This is a genomic window from Vibrio sp. 10N.286.49.E11 (genome assembly GCF_041469505.1).
Taxonomy (GTDB): Bacteria; Pseudomonadota; Gammaproteobacteria; order Enterobacterales; family Vibrionaceae; genus Vibrio; species Vibrio crassostreae_C.
Genome location: NZ_JBFRKQ010000027.1, coordinates 165,663 through 181,335 on the forward strand (window position 1 = coordinate 165,663; position 15,673 = coordinate 181,335).

Here is a 15,673-nt window from a genome sequence, read left to right on the forward strand (position 1 = left end):
CAATTATTTGCAGGAGTTGAGAATGCAGGCAGTAAAATGGGATCAAGAAGTGAACCAGATCACGGTAGAGTTAGAACCCAACCAGTTCGCGGTCGTTAAGTATCAAAAGGACGGAGATGTACTACATATCACGTCGACACGCATTCCTGATGAACTGCAAGGCAAGGGCTTTGGGAAGGTGATGATGGAGTCGGTATTGCCTGAAATTGAACAAGCGGGCTTCAAAATTGTGCCGGTTTGTAGCTATGTGGTTCACTACATGAATAGGCAGCCACAGTGGTCACACCTTCTATCCGATAAAGCATAACAACGAGTAATATGTCTCAATCAATATCGTCGAATAATCGAGCTCAACCTGAAGCGGGTTCAAGTCAAAATCAGCCAGAGCTTTATCAACAAGAGTTTTATCAAAATGAGCTTTATCAAAAAATAGCGACCTCGCTGGGTTGTCATGAAGGGTTTGATGTCCAAGTGATTCAACGCCTATGGGGTGGATATGGCGAGTTAGTTCGCTTAGTCTTTTCTCAAGAAAGCAGTGCGGAACTCAAGAGTGTGATTGCTAAACATGTCGCGTTGCCAGATAAAGCTGAACACCCAAAGGGTTGGAATACCAAACTCTCTCACCAACGAAAGGTACACTCTTACCAAGTGGAAACAGCTTGGTATCAGTCATTCACCCAACAATGGGATGAGCGCTGCCCTGTACCTGTTGGGCTGCAATGTGAACTAGAAGAGAATGAGTGGCTGATTGTGATGCAAGACTTAGCGGATATAGGTTTTCCGTTAACCTCTCATTTTGATGTTCTTGCTGCTTCTGACTATCAGGCACCTAGTTACACACGAGAAGAGCAAAAACAACGCGATGCTTGCCTTAAATGGCTCGCTAACTTTCACGCAAAGCATATCAATATCAATCAAGAGCAGTTGTCATCATTGTGGCAAGTCGGTACTTATTGGCATCTAGATACACGTCCTGATGAGCTCAATGCCTTGGCTGATTTACCATTGAAGAATCAAGCCAAGCACATCGACCGTTTACTCAAAGAGTGTCCATATCAAACCTTAGTCCATGGCGATGCCAAGCTCGCCAATTTTTGTTTTGATTCTGAAAGCGAGCGAGCAGCTGCGGTCGATTTCCAATATGTGGGTTACGGCTGTGCGATGAAAGACGTCGCCTTGTTCATGAGCAGCGCGATTAGGCCACAAGATTGCGCAGAGCTTGAATCAGAAGTACTAGATGCTTACTTCCACTACTTGAAAGAGGCATTGGCGTACTATCAGCCACACCTTTCATTTGATGAGGTAGAAGCAGCATGGCGACCAATGTTTTACGTGGCGTGGGCCGATTTCCAACGTTTCGTAAAAGGCTGGAGCCCAGAGCATTGGAAGATTAACCCTTATACTGAGCAGTTGACCTTACGAGTGCTCACTCAATTAGACGAACAGGAGTCCGTCAATGTTCGATAGAACCGCGAGCTGGAAAACGCCGCAAAACTTTTTATTACTGATTTCGATTGTTGTCCCTATCGCGTTTTCGAGCTGGATGGCACTGCTTAATAACTTCGTGATTGAAAAAGCGAACTTTGATGGTGCGGATATTGGTTTACTGCAAAGTGTTCGTGAAATACCTGGTTTCTTAGCGTTTACCGTAGTGTTTGTGCTGGCCTTCATACGTGAACAACGCTTTATGTTGATATCGCTAGCGATGCTCACTGTAGGCACCGCGATTACGGGTCTGTTCCCTTCACTCACTGGTCTGTTGCTGACTACGATTTTGATGTCGACGGGCTTCCACTATTTTGAAACGCTGAAGCAGTCTTTGTCACTACAATGGTTGAGTAAAGAAGAAGCACCAGAGATGTTAGGTAAGATGATCTCCGTTGGCGCGTTGGCATCCTTAATCACTTACGGATCTATCTGGGTGATGCTAGAACAGCTGAAGCTCGACTTTGCTTGGGTGTACGGTATTACTGGCGGTATTGGTTTTATTCTGGTTTTGGTGATGACCTTTGGCTTCCCTGAGTTTCAAACCAAGACGCCACAGAATAAGAAGTTGGTACTGCGGAAGCGTTACTGGCTCTACTACGCGCTAACGTTTATGAGCGGTGCGAGAAGACAAATCTTCACTGTGTTTGCAGGCTTCTTGATGGTAGAGAAGTTTGGTTACTCGGCTGCCGACGTCACATTGTTGTTCTTGGTTAATTACCTATTTAACTTCTTGTTTGCGAAGCGCATTGGTCGATTTATCGGTGTGGTTGGCGAGCGTAAAGCGTTGATCTTCGAGTATGTTGGCTTGATTGGTGTGTTTGTCGGTTATGGTTTGGTGCAAAGCGCGGAATGGGCGGCGGCACTTTACGTGATCGATCACCTGTTCTTTGCATTGGCGCTGGCGATCAAAACTTACTTCCAGAAAATCGCAGACCCGGCAGACATGGCATCAACTGCTGGTGTCTCTTTCACCATCAATCATATTGCAGCGGTCGTTATTCCAGTGGTGTTTGGTGTGATTTGGTTGTCTTCTCCTGCAACGGTTTTCTATATTGGTGCAGTGATGGCCGTGGTTTCTCTAGCGCTATCTTTAAACATTCCGAAGAAACCTGAAGAGGGCAACGAAGTGCGAATGTTTAGCTGGCGCTAATGTTGGTCTCGATATTATGAAATAAGCAAAAAGCTCCAATAGTGATATTGGAGCTTTTTGTTTATGTGGGATATGTATATCTAATCCGCAAAATAGGTTTCACGCGGATCAGTTTCTTACGGTTTTTAATTCGGTACGCAGCTTGAAGATTCCCTTTGGTGCTTTGGTTAGCAGGATGCCGCAAAGTAGAGGAATCATCATTACAAGTGACTGTTCAGATAGAACCTCACCATTGATGTAACAAGAGATCAGTAGTGCAACCACAGGGAAAATTAGGAAGCAGATAGATGCTTGGAAAGGTGTCGAAACCTGACCTAATTTAAAGTAAGCCACAATGCCGCCAACACTCGCCACAAAGCCTAGGTAAACCACAGCAGAGATTGAGTCCCAAGTGAAAGATTCAATATTCACGTTTTCACCTATAGCTGATACAGCAAATAAGAATAGAGCTGCAATTAGGCTCGGTACAGCGTTGTAGGTTAGTACTTCAATACCTTTGCAGTGCTTTTGAACTAACACATACATCACTGCGTGAATCGCAACAGCAAGGCCTAAGCAAACCGTGCCAATTAGGTAGTCATCGCCACCCATCTGCATTTCATTACCAAGGATTAAACATAGGCTCACAACAGCGGTAATCAAACCGAATATTTGGTGCTTCGCCAGTCGTAGACCTAAGAATAAGCCAGACATCAACATCACAGCCACAGGCATGTTGGCGAAGATGATCGACGCTAAACCTGAAGAGATGTATTGCTCGCCATAGATCATCAACGTAAACGGAATCGCGAAATACATCAGCGCAACAATAAGCAGCCATTGGCGCTTACCTTTAGGGAACAGCAGTGGTTGGTTGAAGACTTTCGCTAATACCGCAAGCAGAGGTGCTGCAAGTAAAAAGCGCAACGCAGTAGCAAAAATAGGTGGGATAGAATGCAATGCTACTTCCATAGCGAACCAAGTGGTTCCCCAAATTAAGCAAACAGAGACAAAAAGCAAAATAGTTAGCGACTTCGAATTCATGGTGACTACTCATTAATAATTATTTTAAATCATAGGCTTGTAGCGCCTTAATGACGTGGCACAGTATAGAAAGGTAGTCGGAGAAAAGTTTTGTTTTTTTATCTCTAATTTGAGTTTTATGTGGAAATTAGATCTCTAATATGATTATTTTATAGAAAATAAATTCACTTTAGATAGCCTGAGTAAAGTCATTGTTCTTTGTGAGGTCTAATTTTGCTCAGGAAGTAATCAACTCGTCTAGTATGGCTGTTGGGTTATTGCTTTCAGCGTAGCAACAAAAAACTCGCCCTCAATGAGGCGCGTTTTTGAGCAATACGTTTAAGAGGCTGCGTCTACTGCGTAACAGGCTTAACTTGTTTGGATTGTCTTACCGCAAGGATAAGTTGTGGTAGCAGTGACATCACTATCATGCCGGTCATTAGTGAGTATTGTACTGCAGTGAATGATTCACCCATTAACACCATGCCTGTCACGATGCCAGCCACTGGGTTTGCGATGCCACCGAAGGTGAAATCAACCACCGACATACGTTGTAGCAACCACACATACATGCCGTAACCCAGCGCTGTGTTTAGCCCAATAACCCACACGAGTCCCATAGCATTACGAGTATCGAAATGAGTCACGGCATTAACATAAGGCTGCGGGTCGATGAATGCATGAACGCCAGACGCGACAGACAAAATCGTACCACCCAGAATCAACTGCCACGTTAATACCTTCCACCAGTGCATGCGGTTACCCAGTGACTTGGTAATGCTGCTGCCGATGACAATACACATTATTGCGGCAAACATTGCGCCTAAACCGATTGGGTTCAGAGCAATTTGGCTTGGGTTAAACAGTATCCACGCTAAGGTGATCAAGCCAATACCCGAAAGGGCTTGAATCAGATGCGGGCGCTGTTTTTTCACTACCCAGTGGAAGATCATCGCGAACACCGGCACGGAGATCATGCCCACGCCAGAGATTGCCGAAGGCAGCGTTAGCGCCATCACGAAGATCAAGCCAAAGAAGGTCGCGATATTGATAAGGCCCAGTGTGAAAATGATTTGCCACTCGCCTTTTTTAGGCAGTGTTGGTTTTACTGCTAGCAATAACAAACCAGCAGGTAACGCACGCAAAGCACCCAATAATAATGGTGGCCACTCCTGTAGCGTAAATTGCGTCACTGCATAGGTTGTTCCCCAAAAGAACGCGGGGATCATTGCTAATAATATGTTCATTTAAAATATCTTTACGTTAAGATAACTATTGTGTGAACTGTATACTGAGAACTAGTGGTTGTAAAGTATCTTTATGTTAAACTAGTTTGAAGTAATCAGACTAACAACGGAGCGAGATTGCAAATGGATGCTATCGACCGCGTAGTAGAGCAATGGGCAAAGGAAAAGCCCGAACTAGATACTGAGCCTATGGCAATGATGGGTCGGATTATGCGTATTGCCAAGTATATGGAGACGCAAGTTGCCGAGCTTCATAAAAAATACGACATGAAGCTGGGTGAGTTTGATGTGCTGGCGACGTTGCGACGTTCTGGGAAGCCTTACCGACTGACGCCATCTGAACTGATTGGATCCATGATGCTGACATCTGGCGCGATGACCAATCGCCTTGATAAGCTAGAAGCCAAAGGGCTGATCAGTCGTGAACACAGCAAAGAAGACAGACGCAGCGTGAGTGTCCAGTTAACTAAAGATGGTCTTATTCTGATTGACCAAATGATGACTGAACATGTCGAAATGCAGAAAAAACTGGTTAAATCATTGTCTGCGAGTCAGAAGAAGAACACCAATCAACTTCTGAAAACATGGTTGAGCGCGTACGAGTAGTTTTTCTGATCTTCCTTTAGATTTAATAAAAAACCGAAGCTTAATCGCTTCGGTTTTTTTGTGCTTGTTTAAGAACTTCAAGTACAGCGAATTGGCGAGTTAAGCTTGCAGCATCTCGTCACTGAACAGTTCTGCACAACCAATGCCGTTGATGGCGCAACTTTCGTCGATGTCTGAGATGTCACCGCTGACCCCAATCGCACCAAGTACCGTTTTATCCTTATCTCGAATCAGTAGGCCCCCTGGCACTGGCACCATGTTTCCGTGTGCGAGTACGTTTACGGCGGAGATAAATGCTGGTCGATTATCAGCATCTTGGGCGAGTTTTCTAGAGGAACAACCCAGTGCGAGTGCTCCCCAGGCTTTAGCAATGGCGATGTCAGGTCGCATCATGCTAGAGCCGTCTTGACGTTGCAGAGAAATCAGCTTGCCACCGCTGTCTAAGACGGCGACCGTCAAAGGTTCTGTGTGGATCTTGTTTCCTGCTTTTAAGGTTCCATCGATGATGGTTAACGCTTGTTGTAGAGTCAAACTTCCCATGTTATCTCCTAGTTTTTCAAGGGGCCGTGTACCAAGCTAAGTCAGCCAATCATTACGCTTGTTGTGAATATCATCGACTGATTCAGCTCGGTACAAGAGTCCTAACTGGACTCTTGTAATAGCCCATAGCTGGGTAAAGTTAGGAAGGCAGCGAACTCTTTGGCTGTAGAAAGTTGATAGAAAAGATCAGCTGTCTCTTCAAATCGACCTGCTGTATAGCGCGAGTCTCCGACTTCATGTTTTATCGTGTCTAGCTCTTGGTAAAGCCAAGAGTGGAATAGTGATTTGGTAAAGGTTTGGCCATCATCGAGTGTTACCCCGTGGTGGATCCACTGCCAGATATTGGCTCTTGAGATCTCAGCAGTCGCGGCATCTTCCATAAGGCCGTAGATAGGTACACAGCCGTAGCCTTGGATCCAAGCCTCAATGTAATACAGCGCAATGCGGATATTCTTACGCACACCCGCTTCGTCGCGGCTGCCTTCACAAGGTTTTAGCAGAGAGTCTGCATTGATCACATGGTCTGGGCTTTGGAAGTCCATTTGGTTTACTTTGCCATCGAGGTGCTTATCGAAGATCGACATCGCTAAATCAACCAGTGCAGGGTGCGCGACCCAAGTGCCATCGTGTCCGTTTTGAGATTCTCTCTGTTTATCTTCGATAACCTTGGCGGTTACACGTGCCATTTCTTGCGGGTCTTTCGCTGGAATAAAGGCCGACATACCACCCATCGCCAGTGCGCCGCGAGCATGACAAGTACGCACCAACAGTTGGCTATAGGCATTTAGAAACTCTTGATCCATGCCGATCCCGTGGCGGTCAGGCAGGATGCGGTCTTTATGGTTTTTCAGCGTTTTGATGTAGCTGAAGATGTAATCCCAACGGCCACAGTTCATTGCCACGATATGATCACGCATTGCGTACAAGATCTCTTCCATTTGGAATACGGCTGGAAGCGTCTCAATCAAAACCGTCGCACGAATGGTGCCTTTGGGTACGTGGAAATAGTTTTCGGTGAAGCTGAAAACATCGTCCCACCACTGTGCTTCTTCCATGCTCTCAAGCTTGGGAATGTAGTAGTAAACCCCTAAACCTTGTTGTGCTCGTGATTGATAGTTATGGAAAAAGTACAAGGCGAAGTCCATCAAGCAACCGCCGATAGGCTGATTGTTGAATTGGATGGATTGCTCAGGAAGGTGGATCCCTCGTGGGCGTGCGATCAGCAGTGCAGGATCGTCGTTTAATTGGTAACTCTTCTGCTTTTTCTCATCGAAGTAACTAATGGTGCCAAGGTTGGCGTCTCTTAGGTTGATTTGCCCTTCGACCATATTGGCCCAAGTCGGGGAAGACGCATCCTCAAAGCAACACATGAAGACTTTTGCGCCTGAATTTAGCGCGTTGATCACCATCTTTCTTTCGATAGGTCCGGTGATCTCTACGCGTCGATCCAGTAAGTCTGGCGGCGGTGTTGCCACTTTCCATTCTTTATTCTGACGAATGGATATGGTGTCCTTTCTGAAATTAGGTAACTCACCGTTGTCATATTGAGCTTGTTTTATGTCACGGTCATTTAGCAGGGTATGACGGCGATCTCCAAACTTATTAACAAGGGCTTCTAAGAACTTTAATGCATCTTTAGACAAGATCTCTTTGTACTCGGGGTTGTCCATATTCCCAAGTACCTGCATACACAGCGTTTCTTCTCTTTCTTTCACGTCATTCATCATTGTCTGTCTCCTTTACACAATATGATTTAATTTTGTATACAAAGTGCTCTTTTTAACGATATTTATATTGTAGAAATTGTAAACAAGCAAATGATATTTAACATTTATTTATCATTTGATCTTTTTGTGATTTATTTTTACGTAAAGATATTTTATGTAAAGCAATGAATTGTAAGCTTTTCAGGCCTAATTGCTGTTCAATAGGATAGGTTGATGTAACAAAATTGTTTCAAATTGGACTTGATAAATGCTGAGGATGATTCATAGTACACAAAAGTTAGTTTAATTGTATACAATCTGATCTGGAGGTTCGAATGGCAATTATGAAAGCGATTGAAGCAGCGGTAGAGGTGCTTAAACGTGAAGGAGTAGACATCGCATTTGGTGTTCCCGGCGCAGCGATAAATCCAATGTACGCAGCGATGAAAAAGCTCGGAGGAATCGACCACGTCTTAGCTCGACATGTAGAGGGTGCATCGCATATGGCCGAAGGGTACACGCGTACCAATCAAGACAATATCGGTGTGTGTATTGGTACCTCTGGCCCTGCGGGAACGGACATGATCACGGGGCTTTATTCGGCGTCTGCAGATTCAATCCCAATCCTATGTATTACAGGCCAAGCGCCACGTGCTCGTCTTCACAAAGAAGATTTTCAAGCGGTCGATATTGAATCTATCGCTAAACCAGTGACTAAGTGGGCGACTACGGTGCTGGAACCTGCACAAGTGCCACGCGCATTCCAAAAAGCCTTTCATTTAATGCGTTCGGGTCGCCCGGGTCCAATCCTGATTGATCTACCGATTGATGTTCAGCTGGCTGAGATTGAGTTTGATATCGATACCTATGAGCCGCTTGAACCATACAAACCAAAAGCGACACGCGCGCAGGTTGAGAAAGCATTAACCATGATGTCTCAATCTGAAAAACCGCTGATTGTATCTGGTGGTGGCGTGATTAACGCTGGCGCGTCTGAATTGTTGCAGCAGTTTGCCGAGATCACTGGTGTTCCTGTGATTCCAACCTTAATGGGTTGGGGCTCGATTCCGGATGATCATGAGTTAATGGCGGGTATGGTAGGGCTACAAACTTCTCACCGTTATGGCAATGAAACCATGCTTAATTCTGATTTTGTGTTTGGTGTTGGTAACCGCTGGGCTAACCGTCATACCGGTTCTGTGGATGTTTACACCGAAGGCCGAAAGTTCGTACATGTAGACATTGAACCAACCCAAATAGGCCGTGTGTTCTGTCCTGATTTAGGCATTGTCTCTGATGCGAAAGCAGCACTAGAGCTAATGGTTGAAGTGGCGCAAGAGTGGCGTGATGCTGGCAAGCTGCCGAACCGAAATGCTTGGGCAAGTGAGTGTCAGGAACGCAAGTCGACCATGCTGCGTAAAACCAATTTCGATGAAGCGCCAATGAAACCGATGCGTGTTTATGAAGAGATGAACAAGGCATTTGGTCGTGACACTTGTTATGTGAGCACCATTGGTTTGTCGCAAATTGCTGCCGCTCAGTTCCTGCATGTTTATAAGCCGCGTAACTGGATCAACTGTGGTCAAGCTGGCCCATTGGGTTGGACAACACCAGCCGCATTGGGTGTACGAGCGGCCGATCCAAATCGCGATATTGTCGCTATCTCTGGTGACTATGATTTCCAATTCATGATTGAAGAACTGGCCGTCGGCGCGCAGTTCAACTTGCCATACATCCATGTGTTGGTGAACAACTCGTATCTAGGTTTGATTCGCCAAGCACAGCGCCAATTTGATATCGACTATTGTGTACAACTGGCGTTCGATAACCAGAATGCACCAGAGCTTGAAGGCTACGGTGTTGACCATGTTGCCGTTGTTGAAGGCCTAGGTTGTAAGGCAATTCGAGTTCGTGAACCAGACCAAATTGCCGCTGCGTTTGAGCAAGCCAAAGAGCTGATGAACAAGCATAAGGTCCCGGTTGTTGTTGAGTTGATTCTTGAGCGAGTAACCAACATTGCGATGGGCGTTGAGATCAATGCTATTAACGAATTTGAACCGCTTGCCGAAAGCCGTGGCGATGCCCCAACAGCGTTAGCGTACAAGTAATCATTAAGTAATGTGTATCCGTAGAGCTGAGGTTTAGCTCTACGGAAAGTCTCCAATAGAGCGAGGCTTACTAAGCAAACGTAGCTCCACCAAATAACCGTTGCTTCACTAAACAGTCATAGTTTCACCAAATAAAGAATAAGGACAGAGTCATGGCAAAATTTGCAGCAAACTTGTCAATGTTATTCACGGAAGTTGATTTTATGGATCGCTTTGAGGCCGCCGCAGAAGCGGGCTTTCAAGGTGTGGAATACCTTTTCCCTTACGCCTTTGATGCTCAGGCGATCAAAGCAAAGCTCGACGCTAATAACCTAGAGCAAGTGCTATTTAACTTGCCTGCGGGTGATTGGGGCGCTGGCGACCGTGGTATCGCGGTAGACCCAGCACGAGTTGAAGAGTTTCAAGCGGGTGTACCTAAAGCTATCGCTTACGCAAAAGCGCTCGGTTGTACTCAAGTGAATTGCTTGGCCGGGATTGTTCCGCAAGGTGTGACCCAACAAGATGCGCAATCGGCGTTTGTGATTAACCTGCATTACGCGGCAAACGCGTTAGCAGCAGAAGGCATTAGCCTAGTGATAGAAGCGATCAACACCCGTGATATTCCGGGCTTCTTCTTGAACACGACTGAGCAAGCCAAAGCGATCATCAAAGAGGTAGGGAGCGATAACCTTTCTATCCAATACGATATTTATCACATGCAAATTATGGAAGGCGATCTTACGCCGACCATGCAACAAAACATTGGCCAAATCGCACACGTGCAACTGGCGGATAACCCAGGCCGACACGAACCGGGTACTGGTGAAATCAATTACCCATTCGTGCTCAATTATCTTGATGAGCTTGGCTATCAAGGCTGGGTTGGCTGCGAATACAAGCCAAAAACAACGACGACAGAAGGCCTTGGTTGGCTACACCAGTACCGTTAATTGCGTCTGGTAACCCTCAAACGTTAAGGAGAACAACATGTCTAAAATTGCATTTATCGGAACTGGCATCATGGGTAAACCTATGGCGAGTAACCTTCAAAAAGCAGGTCACGATTTGATTCTGTCGGATCACTTTAATGCAGCACCTGCCGACCTTGTGGCAGCGGGCGCAACGGTCTGTCATTCACCAGCGGAAGCGGCTGAAGCAGCAGATATCATTATCCTAATGGTGCCGAATACACCACAAGTTGAAGATGTCCTGTTTGGTGACAACGGCGTCGAGAAAGGCCTAACGGCGGGTGGCGCAACGGGGAAACTGGTTATCGACATGAGTTCGATCTCGCCAATCGCGACCAAAGCAATCGCAGCGCGAATCAACGAAGGCGTGGCGTCATACCTTGATGCACCGGTATCAGGTGGCGAAGTAGGCGCTATTAATGCAGCGCTGACTATCATGGTTGGTGGTGAGCAAGACGCCTTTGACAAAGCACGTCCGCTATTTGAAATCATGGGTAAGAATATTACGCTGGTGGGCGACAACGGTGCGGGTCAAACCTGTAAGGTGGCGAACCAGATCATTGTTGCTCTGAATATCGAAGCCGTGTCTGAGGCGTTAGTCTTTGCTTCGAAAGCAGGCGCTGATCCAGCGCGAGTACGTCAGGCTTTATTAGGTGGCTTTGCTAACTCTAAGATATTGGAAGTGCACGGTGAGCGTATGGTTGAAGGCACATTTGACCCTGGCTTTAGAATCTCACTTCACCAAAAAGACTTAAATCTTGCGCTAACGGGCGCACAGGAGCTAGGGGTTGCGCTACCGAACACGGCAAATGCACAAGAGCTGTTTGGCGAGTGTGCCGAAATGGGCGGTGAAGGTTGGGACCACTCTGCGCTTATTCAAGCGATTGAGAAACGTTCTGATCACTCGATTCGCTAATTAATTAAGGCTGCTATCGATTCGTAGCCCAACAGTTTGTTTATAAATCGCGTAGTTTCGTCTCCTTTTATACGCGTTCCTGATACGAGGCAGAGGTTGAAGTTGTTCCTTTCCAACTTGATCTTAGCAGGCACCCTTTGGCCTTGTATCGGGGTTCTTTTTTTCTCCGTCAACTAAGGAGTGGCTGATGGACATTGATGCTAAGCAGTTTCTGCAAACCCTTTTCTCAAGTGCTGTTAATCAGGCGCTACCTAAAAATCACATCGAACCTTTTCTTCCTAAAGACATTTTTTATCGCTCTGCTAACCAAGCTGGGCGAACTGTCGTTATAGGAGCAGGTAAAGCAGCCGCGTCGATGGCCGCTGAGCTCGAAGCCGTCTGGCAAGTTAAACAACAGCAAGATCTCGCACTGCGTGATCTTGAAGGCTTAGTCGTGACCCGCTACGAACACACCGCCCCTTGCGAACATATCGAAGTGATTGAAGCTGCGCACCCCGTGCCAGATGCGATGGGCTTAGAAGTGAGCCAACGTATGCTGCAATTGGTGAGTGGCTTGAGCGCTGACGACACGGTTATTTGTCTATTGTCGGGTGGCGGCTCTGCACTATTAAGCTTACCCGGTGGTGACATCAGCCTAGCAGAGAAGCAACAAATCAATAAGGCGCTGCTTAAATCAGGCGCCGCCATTGATGAGATGAACTGTGTGCGCAAACATCTATCTTCGATAAAAGGTGGTCGACTCGCCAAAGCTGCGTATCCAGCAAGAGTTGTGTCACTGGCGATTTCGGACGTGCCGGGTGATGACATCAGTGTGATTGCATCGGGCCCAACCGTACCCGACACCACCACGCGTTTTGATGCGATGGCCATTTTAGAACGTTATCAAATAGAAACACCACGCTCGGCATTTGAATGGCTAAATAATCCAGAGTCAGAGACCATTAAGCCAGATGATGCCTGTTGGAAGAACGCGGAGCACCATATTATCGCCACCCCGATGTCGGCATTGGAATCCGCTGCAGCAGAAGCTGAAGGCTTAGGTATTCCGGCTTATGTGTTGAGTGATTGCATAGAGGGAGAAGCGCGAGAAGTGGCGAAGGTTCATGCAGCGCTGGCTAAGCAAGTGGCTAATAACAAGCACCCATTCGAGACGCCTTGCGTGATACTTTCCGGCGGGGAAACCACGGTAACCGTTAAGGGAAATGGTCGCGGTGGGCGTAACTGTGAGTTCCTTTTAAGCTTGTATAACGAGCTCAAAGGCCAAGACAACATATTTGCATTGGCTGCCGATACCGACGGGATTGATGGCGTGGAAGATAATGCGGGTGCGTGGATCACACCTCAAACATGGCAGCAAGGTTCGAGCCTGTCGCTTAAAGCGCAAGATTACCTCGATGCGAATAACAGTTACGATTTCTTCGAACAAGTCGATGTGCTTCTAACCACGGGGCCAACGCTGACCAATGTGAATGACTTCCGCGCGATATTGATTCTTTAACTTGAACAGTTCAAAAACACGGTATGGAATGGTCGCTTCTTAACAAATAGAGCGGCCATTTTATTGTTATCAATGCGGTGACCTTGAGTTCTGAGATTATCTTCTGGACTAATGAAGCACGTTGATTACTATGATTTTAGTAACGAGCTGTAAAGGATGCAATATGTCTAGGATCAGACAAAAGAATCAAGATTTAATCATCGAAGTCGCGTGTGAACAATTCGCCACTCATGGTTATGCTGCAACAAAAATGGCCGATATCGCGAAAGCGGCCGACATTCCCAAGCCTAACGTATTCTATTATTTCAGCTCTAAAGATAAGCTCTACAACGCTGTGCTTGAAACCGTCACTCAACCCTTACTAGAAGCGTCTCGTCCGATTGAAGAGCTCAGCGATCCTGTTGAAGCTTTGTCTCAATATATTCAAACCAAGCTGATCATTTCTCGCGATCATCCACATGCCTCTAAGGTATTTGCCAATGAAGTGATGTCTGGCGCGAAAGTGCTGCCGAAAGAGATTGGTGACGAGCTGTATAAGCAATCCCAGATGATTCTTGATAAGTTCTCGACATGGTCAGCGCAAGGCTTAATGGACGATGTTCCCGCTCATCACCTGATGTTTACCATCTGGGCGGCAACTCAAACCTACGCCGATTTTGGCTGGCAGATTTGCAGCGTGATGCAGAAGGACCAACTCGATGATAAAGACTATGCCGATGCCGCTCAGTTCATCACACAGTTAGTGATTAAAGGCTGTGGTGTGAAAAGCTAATGTTGTTTGAACGTTTATCTAGGTGTGTGAGTGACTATAAGCACAGAACCTCTTTTGTGACCTGTTGTGCAATAACTCATTTATCTTGAATTCGGTTCGATTAGGTATGCCATTTTATTTAAATGACAGGTTATAGTATCGCGAAAATTGGCGGCACTTACTCTTCTGAAAAGCGAAAAGCTGGAAACTTATAGATGAAGCCGCTAACAATATTACACGCACAACATTAAGGTTTAGCAATGACGCTTAAAAGCTTGGCATGCACCATCAGCGCAGTTCTGCTTGCAGGTTGCGGTTCAACGGTCGCGACGCAAACATACAACGCTGATCTGATCATCACCAACGGACAGGTTCTCACCATCAATTCAGAAATGGATGTGATTGAAGATGGTGTGGTAGTGGTGAAAGACGACCAGATTATCGCAGTTGGTAACGAGGATTTGATCACTCAATATCGCGCTGAAAAGGTGATTGATGCTCAAGATGGAATCGTTATGCCGGGTATGGTGAACGCGCACAACCATTTACCGATGATCGCGTTTCGTGGCTTAGGGGAAGAGGGTATTTCGAATCGTCTGTTCGCTTACTTCTTCCCTCTAGAAGCCGAAAAGCTAAGCCGTGAACTGATTTACAACGCGACTAAGCTTGGCTCGATCGAATTGGCACAAAGCGGTGTGACCACTTACGCCGATATGTACTACCACATGGACGAAATGGCCAAGGCGACCAAAGAAGTTGGCTTGCGCGCCGTGCTCGGCGAAACCGTGATTAAGTTCCCGGTGGTCGATGCCAAAGAACCTTACGGTGGAATTGATTACGCGAAGGGTTTTATCGAACAATACAAAAACGATGAGTTAATCACACCTGCTTATGCACCACACGCGGTGTACACCGTGAGTAAAGATAAGCTGCAAGAAATCAACAAGCTGTCTGCTCAATACGATGTGCCAGTGCTGATTCACGTTGCTGAATTCCCAAATGAAGAGAAACGCATCAAAGATGAAACTAAGGCAACATCGCCAGTCGAATACATGGATGAAATTGGTGTGCTGGACGAGCGCGTAGTCATTGCTCACGGTATCCATCTTTCGGAGAACGATCAAAAGCTTCTCAAGCAAGCTGACGCGGGTATCTCATACAACCCAATGGCGAACGCTAAAGGTGCAACTGGCATCGCACCAGCATGGGATATGTACCGTGCTGACATGCGAGTAGGCTTAGGAACAGATGGCCCAATGAGCTCTAACCAAGTCGATATCATGCGCACATTAAGCTACGCAGCGAACATGCAACGTTTAAAGCATTCTGACCGCACTATCATGATTCCTGAGCAAGTTATCGAGATGGCGACATTAGGTGGCGCGAAAGCCCTACACATGGAAGATCAAATCGGTTCTCTTGAAGCGGGTAAGAAGGCAGACATCGTGATTGTAGAGACAACATCAGCGAACATGATGCCAAATTACGACCCTTACGCGACCTTGGTTTACCAAGCGAACCCAAGCAACATCGACACGACGATTGTGAACGGCCAAATCGTAATGGAAAACCGTGTAATGCAAACCGTTCAACTGGATGAAATCCGCCAAAGCGTCGATGAGTTTGAAACAGATATCAAAGCCTTTGCCAAAGAGCTTTCTAAGAAGGCGATTAAGTCGAAGAGCTTGATGGATTAAGATGTAAATCGGTTTCT

At 46.3% G+C, this 15,673-nt stretch carries 14 protein-coding genes; 10 read left to right on the forward strand and 4 right to left on the reverse strand.

Annotation, left to right across the window (positions count from 1 at the left end; translation table 11 throughout):
* Positions 1–22 precede the first annotated feature (22 nt).
* From AB4167_RS05335 to AB4167_RS05345, 3 genes are read left to right on the forward strand one after another with little or no spacing between them, the layout of a single operon-like run.
* On the forward strand, positions 23–307 hold the full coding sequence (locus AB4167_RS05335) for a GNAT family N-acetyltransferase (RefSeq protein ID WP_004732803.1): 285 nt from the start codon (positions 23–25) through the stop codon (positions 305–307).
* A gap of 11 nt (positions 308–318) precedes the next feature.
* On the forward strand, positions 319–1,467 hold the full coding sequence (locus AB4167_RS05340) for a phosphotransferase (protein ID WP_372136254.1): 1,149 nt from the start codon (positions 319–321) through the stop codon (positions 1,465–1,467).
* On the forward strand, positions 1,457–2,638 hold the full coding sequence (locus tag AB4167_RS05345) for an MFS transporter (protein WP_102394010.1): 1,182 nt from the start codon (positions 1,457–1,459) through the stop codon (positions 2,636–2,638). The genes AB4167_RS05340 and AB4167_RS05345 overlap by 11 nt, the downstream gene beginning before the upstream one ends.
* A gap of 108 nt (positions 2,639–2,746) precedes the next feature.
* Here AB4167_RS05345 and AB4167_RS05350 read toward each other — a convergent pair whose 3' ends face one another.
* Both AB4167_RS05350 and AB4167_RS05355 read right to left on the reverse strand, forming a co-directional pair.
* Positions 2,747–3,661: a DMT family transporter gene (locus AB4167_RS05350; RefSeq protein WP_371721309.1), complete on the reverse strand. Its 915-nt coding sequence runs from the start codon at positions 3,659–3,661 to the stop codon at positions 2,747–2,749.
* Between the two features lie 332 nt (positions 3,662–3,993).
* Positions 3,994–4,887, reverse strand: a complete 894-nt coding sequence (locus AB4167_RS05355; protein WP_017071977.1) for a DMT family transporter — start codon at positions 4,885–4,887, stop codon at positions 3,994–3,996.
* A gap of 123 nt (positions 4,888–5,010) precedes the next feature.
* On the opposite strand from AB4167_RS05355, the gene AB4167_RS05360 reads away from it, so the two are divergent.
* On the forward strand, positions 5,011–5,493 hold the full coding sequence (locus tag AB4167_RS05360; RefSeq protein WP_017061583.1) for a MarR family winged helix-turn-helix transcriptional regulator: 483 nt from the start codon (positions 5,011–5,013) through the stop codon (positions 5,491–5,493).
* 99 nt (positions 5,494–5,592) lie between these two features.
* Here AB4167_RS05360 and AB4167_RS05365 read toward each other — a convergent pair whose 3' ends face one another.
* Both AB4167_RS05365 and aceB read right to left on the reverse strand, forming a co-directional pair.
* Positions 5,593–6,033, reverse strand: a complete 441-nt coding sequence (locus tag AB4167_RS05365) for a heme-binding protein (RefSeq protein ID WP_008220964.1) — start codon at positions 6,031–6,033, stop codon at positions 5,593–5,595.
* Positions 6,034–6,134: 101 nt separating this feature from the next.
* Positions 6,135–7,760 carry a malate synthase A gene (aceB, locus tag AB4167_RS05370; RefSeq protein WP_372136255.1) on the reverse strand — a complete coding sequence of 542 codons (1,626 nt, stop codon included), beginning with the start codon at positions 7,758–7,760 and terminating at the stop codon, positions 6,135–6,137.
* A gap of 314 nt (positions 7,761–8,074) precedes the next feature.
* On the opposite strand from aceB, the gene gcl reads away from it, so the two are divergent.
* The 6 genes from gcl to AB4167_RS05400 all read left to right on the forward strand — a co-directional run bounded on the left by gcl (position 8,075) and on the right by AB4167_RS05400 (position 15,656).
* Positions 8,075–9,847: a glyoxylate carboligase gene (gcl, locus tag AB4167_RS05375; protein ID WP_372136256.1), complete on the forward strand. Its 1,773-nt coding sequence runs from the start codon at positions 8,075–8,077 to the stop codon at positions 9,845–9,847.
* A gap of 152 nt (positions 9,848–9,999) precedes the next feature.
* Entirely contained in the window at positions 10,000–10,776 is a 777-nt protein-coding gene (gene hyi / locus AB4167_RS05380) for a hydroxypyruvate isomerase (protein WP_102291463.1), read from the forward strand.
* A gap of 37 nt (positions 10,777–10,813) precedes the next feature.
* Complete coding sequence (locus AB4167_RS05385) at positions 10,814–11,710, forward strand: 2-hydroxy-3-oxopropionate reductase (RefSeq protein WP_372136257.1); 897 nt, start codon at positions 10,814–10,816, stop codon at positions 11,708–11,710.
* A gap of 187 nt (positions 11,711–11,897) precedes the next feature.
* On the forward strand, positions 11,898–13,208 hold the full coding sequence (locus tag AB4167_RS05390) for a glycerate kinase (RefSeq protein WP_372136258.1): 1,311 nt from the start codon (positions 11,898–11,900) through the stop codon (positions 13,206–13,208).
* A gap of 163 nt (positions 13,209–13,371) precedes the next feature.
* Positions 13,372–13,980 (forward strand): TetR/AcrR family transcriptional regulator, encoded by a 609-nt coding sequence (locus tag AB4167_RS05395; RefSeq protein ID WP_102332259.1) that lies wholly within the window; start codon positions 13,372–13,374, stop codon positions 13,978–13,980.
* Between the two features lie 239 nt (positions 13,981–14,219).
* Positions 14,220–15,656 carry an amidohydrolase gene (locus AB4167_RS05400; protein WP_372136259.1) on the forward strand — a complete coding sequence of 479 codons (1,437 nt, stop codon included), beginning with the start codon at positions 14,220–14,222 and terminating at the stop codon, positions 15,654–15,656.
* The last annotated feature ends 17 nt before the right edge of the window (positions 15,657–15,673 follow it).

What these genes read in the sequence shown, in the direction of transcription:
- AB4167_RS05400 (WP_372136259.1), top strand. Translation starts at nt 14,220, where the DNA reads ATGACGCTTAAAAGCTTGGCATGCACCATCAGCGCAGTTCTGCTTGCA.
- AB4167_RS05390 (WP_372136258.1), top strand. Translation starts at nt 11,898, where the DNA reads ATGGACATTGATGCTAAGCAGTTTCTGCAAACCCTTTTCTCAAGTGCT.
- hyi (WP_102291463.1), top strand. Translation starts at nt 10,000, where the DNA reads ATGGCAAAATTTGCAGCAAACTTGTCAATGTTATTCACGGAAGTTGAT.
- AB4167_RS05335 (WP_004732803.1), top strand. Translation starts at nt 23, where the DNA reads ATGCAGGCAGTAAAATGGGATCAAGAAGTGAACCAGATCACGGTAGAG.
- AB4167_RS05360 (WP_017061583.1), top strand. Translation starts at nt 5,011, where the DNA reads ATGGATGCTATCGACCGCGTAGTAGAGCAATGGGCAAAGGAAAAGCCC.
- AB4167_RS05355 (WP_017071977.1), bottom strand. Translation starts at nt 4,887, where the DNA reads ATGAACATATTATTAGCAATGATCCCCGCGTTCTTTTGGGGAACAACC.
- AB4167_RS05345 (WP_102394010.1), top strand. Translation starts at nt 1,457, where the DNA reads ATGTTCGATAGAACCGCGAGCTGGAAAACGCCGCAAAACTTTTTATTA.
- AB4167_RS05340 (WP_372136254.1), top strand. Translation starts at nt 319, where the DNA reads ATGTCTCAATCAATATCGTCGAATAATCGAGCTCAACCTGAAGCGGGT.
- gcl (WP_372136256.1), top strand. Translation starts at nt 8,075, where the DNA reads ATGGCAATTATGAAAGCGATTGAAGCAGCGGTAGAGGTGCTTAAACGT.
- aceB (WP_372136255.1), bottom strand. Translation starts at nt 7,760, where the DNA reads ATGATGAATGACGTGAAAGAAAGAGAAGAAACGCTGTGTATGCAGGTA.
- AB4167_RS05395 (WP_102332259.1), top strand. Translation starts at nt 13,372, where the DNA reads ATGTCTAGGATCAGACAAAAGAATCAAGATTTAATCATCGAAGTCGCG.
- AB4167_RS05350 (WP_371721309.1), bottom strand. Translation starts at nt 3,661, where the DNA reads ATGAATTCGAAGTCGCTAACTATTTTGCTTTTTGTCTCTGTTTGCTTA.
- AB4167_RS05365 (WP_008220964.1), bottom strand. Translation starts at nt 6,033, where the DNA reads ATGGGAAGTTTGACTCTACAACAAGCGTTAACCATCATCGATGGAACC.
- AB4167_RS05385 (WP_372136257.1), top strand. Translation starts at nt 10,814, where the DNA reads ATGTCTAAAATTGCATTTATCGGAACTGGCATCATGGGTAAACCTATG.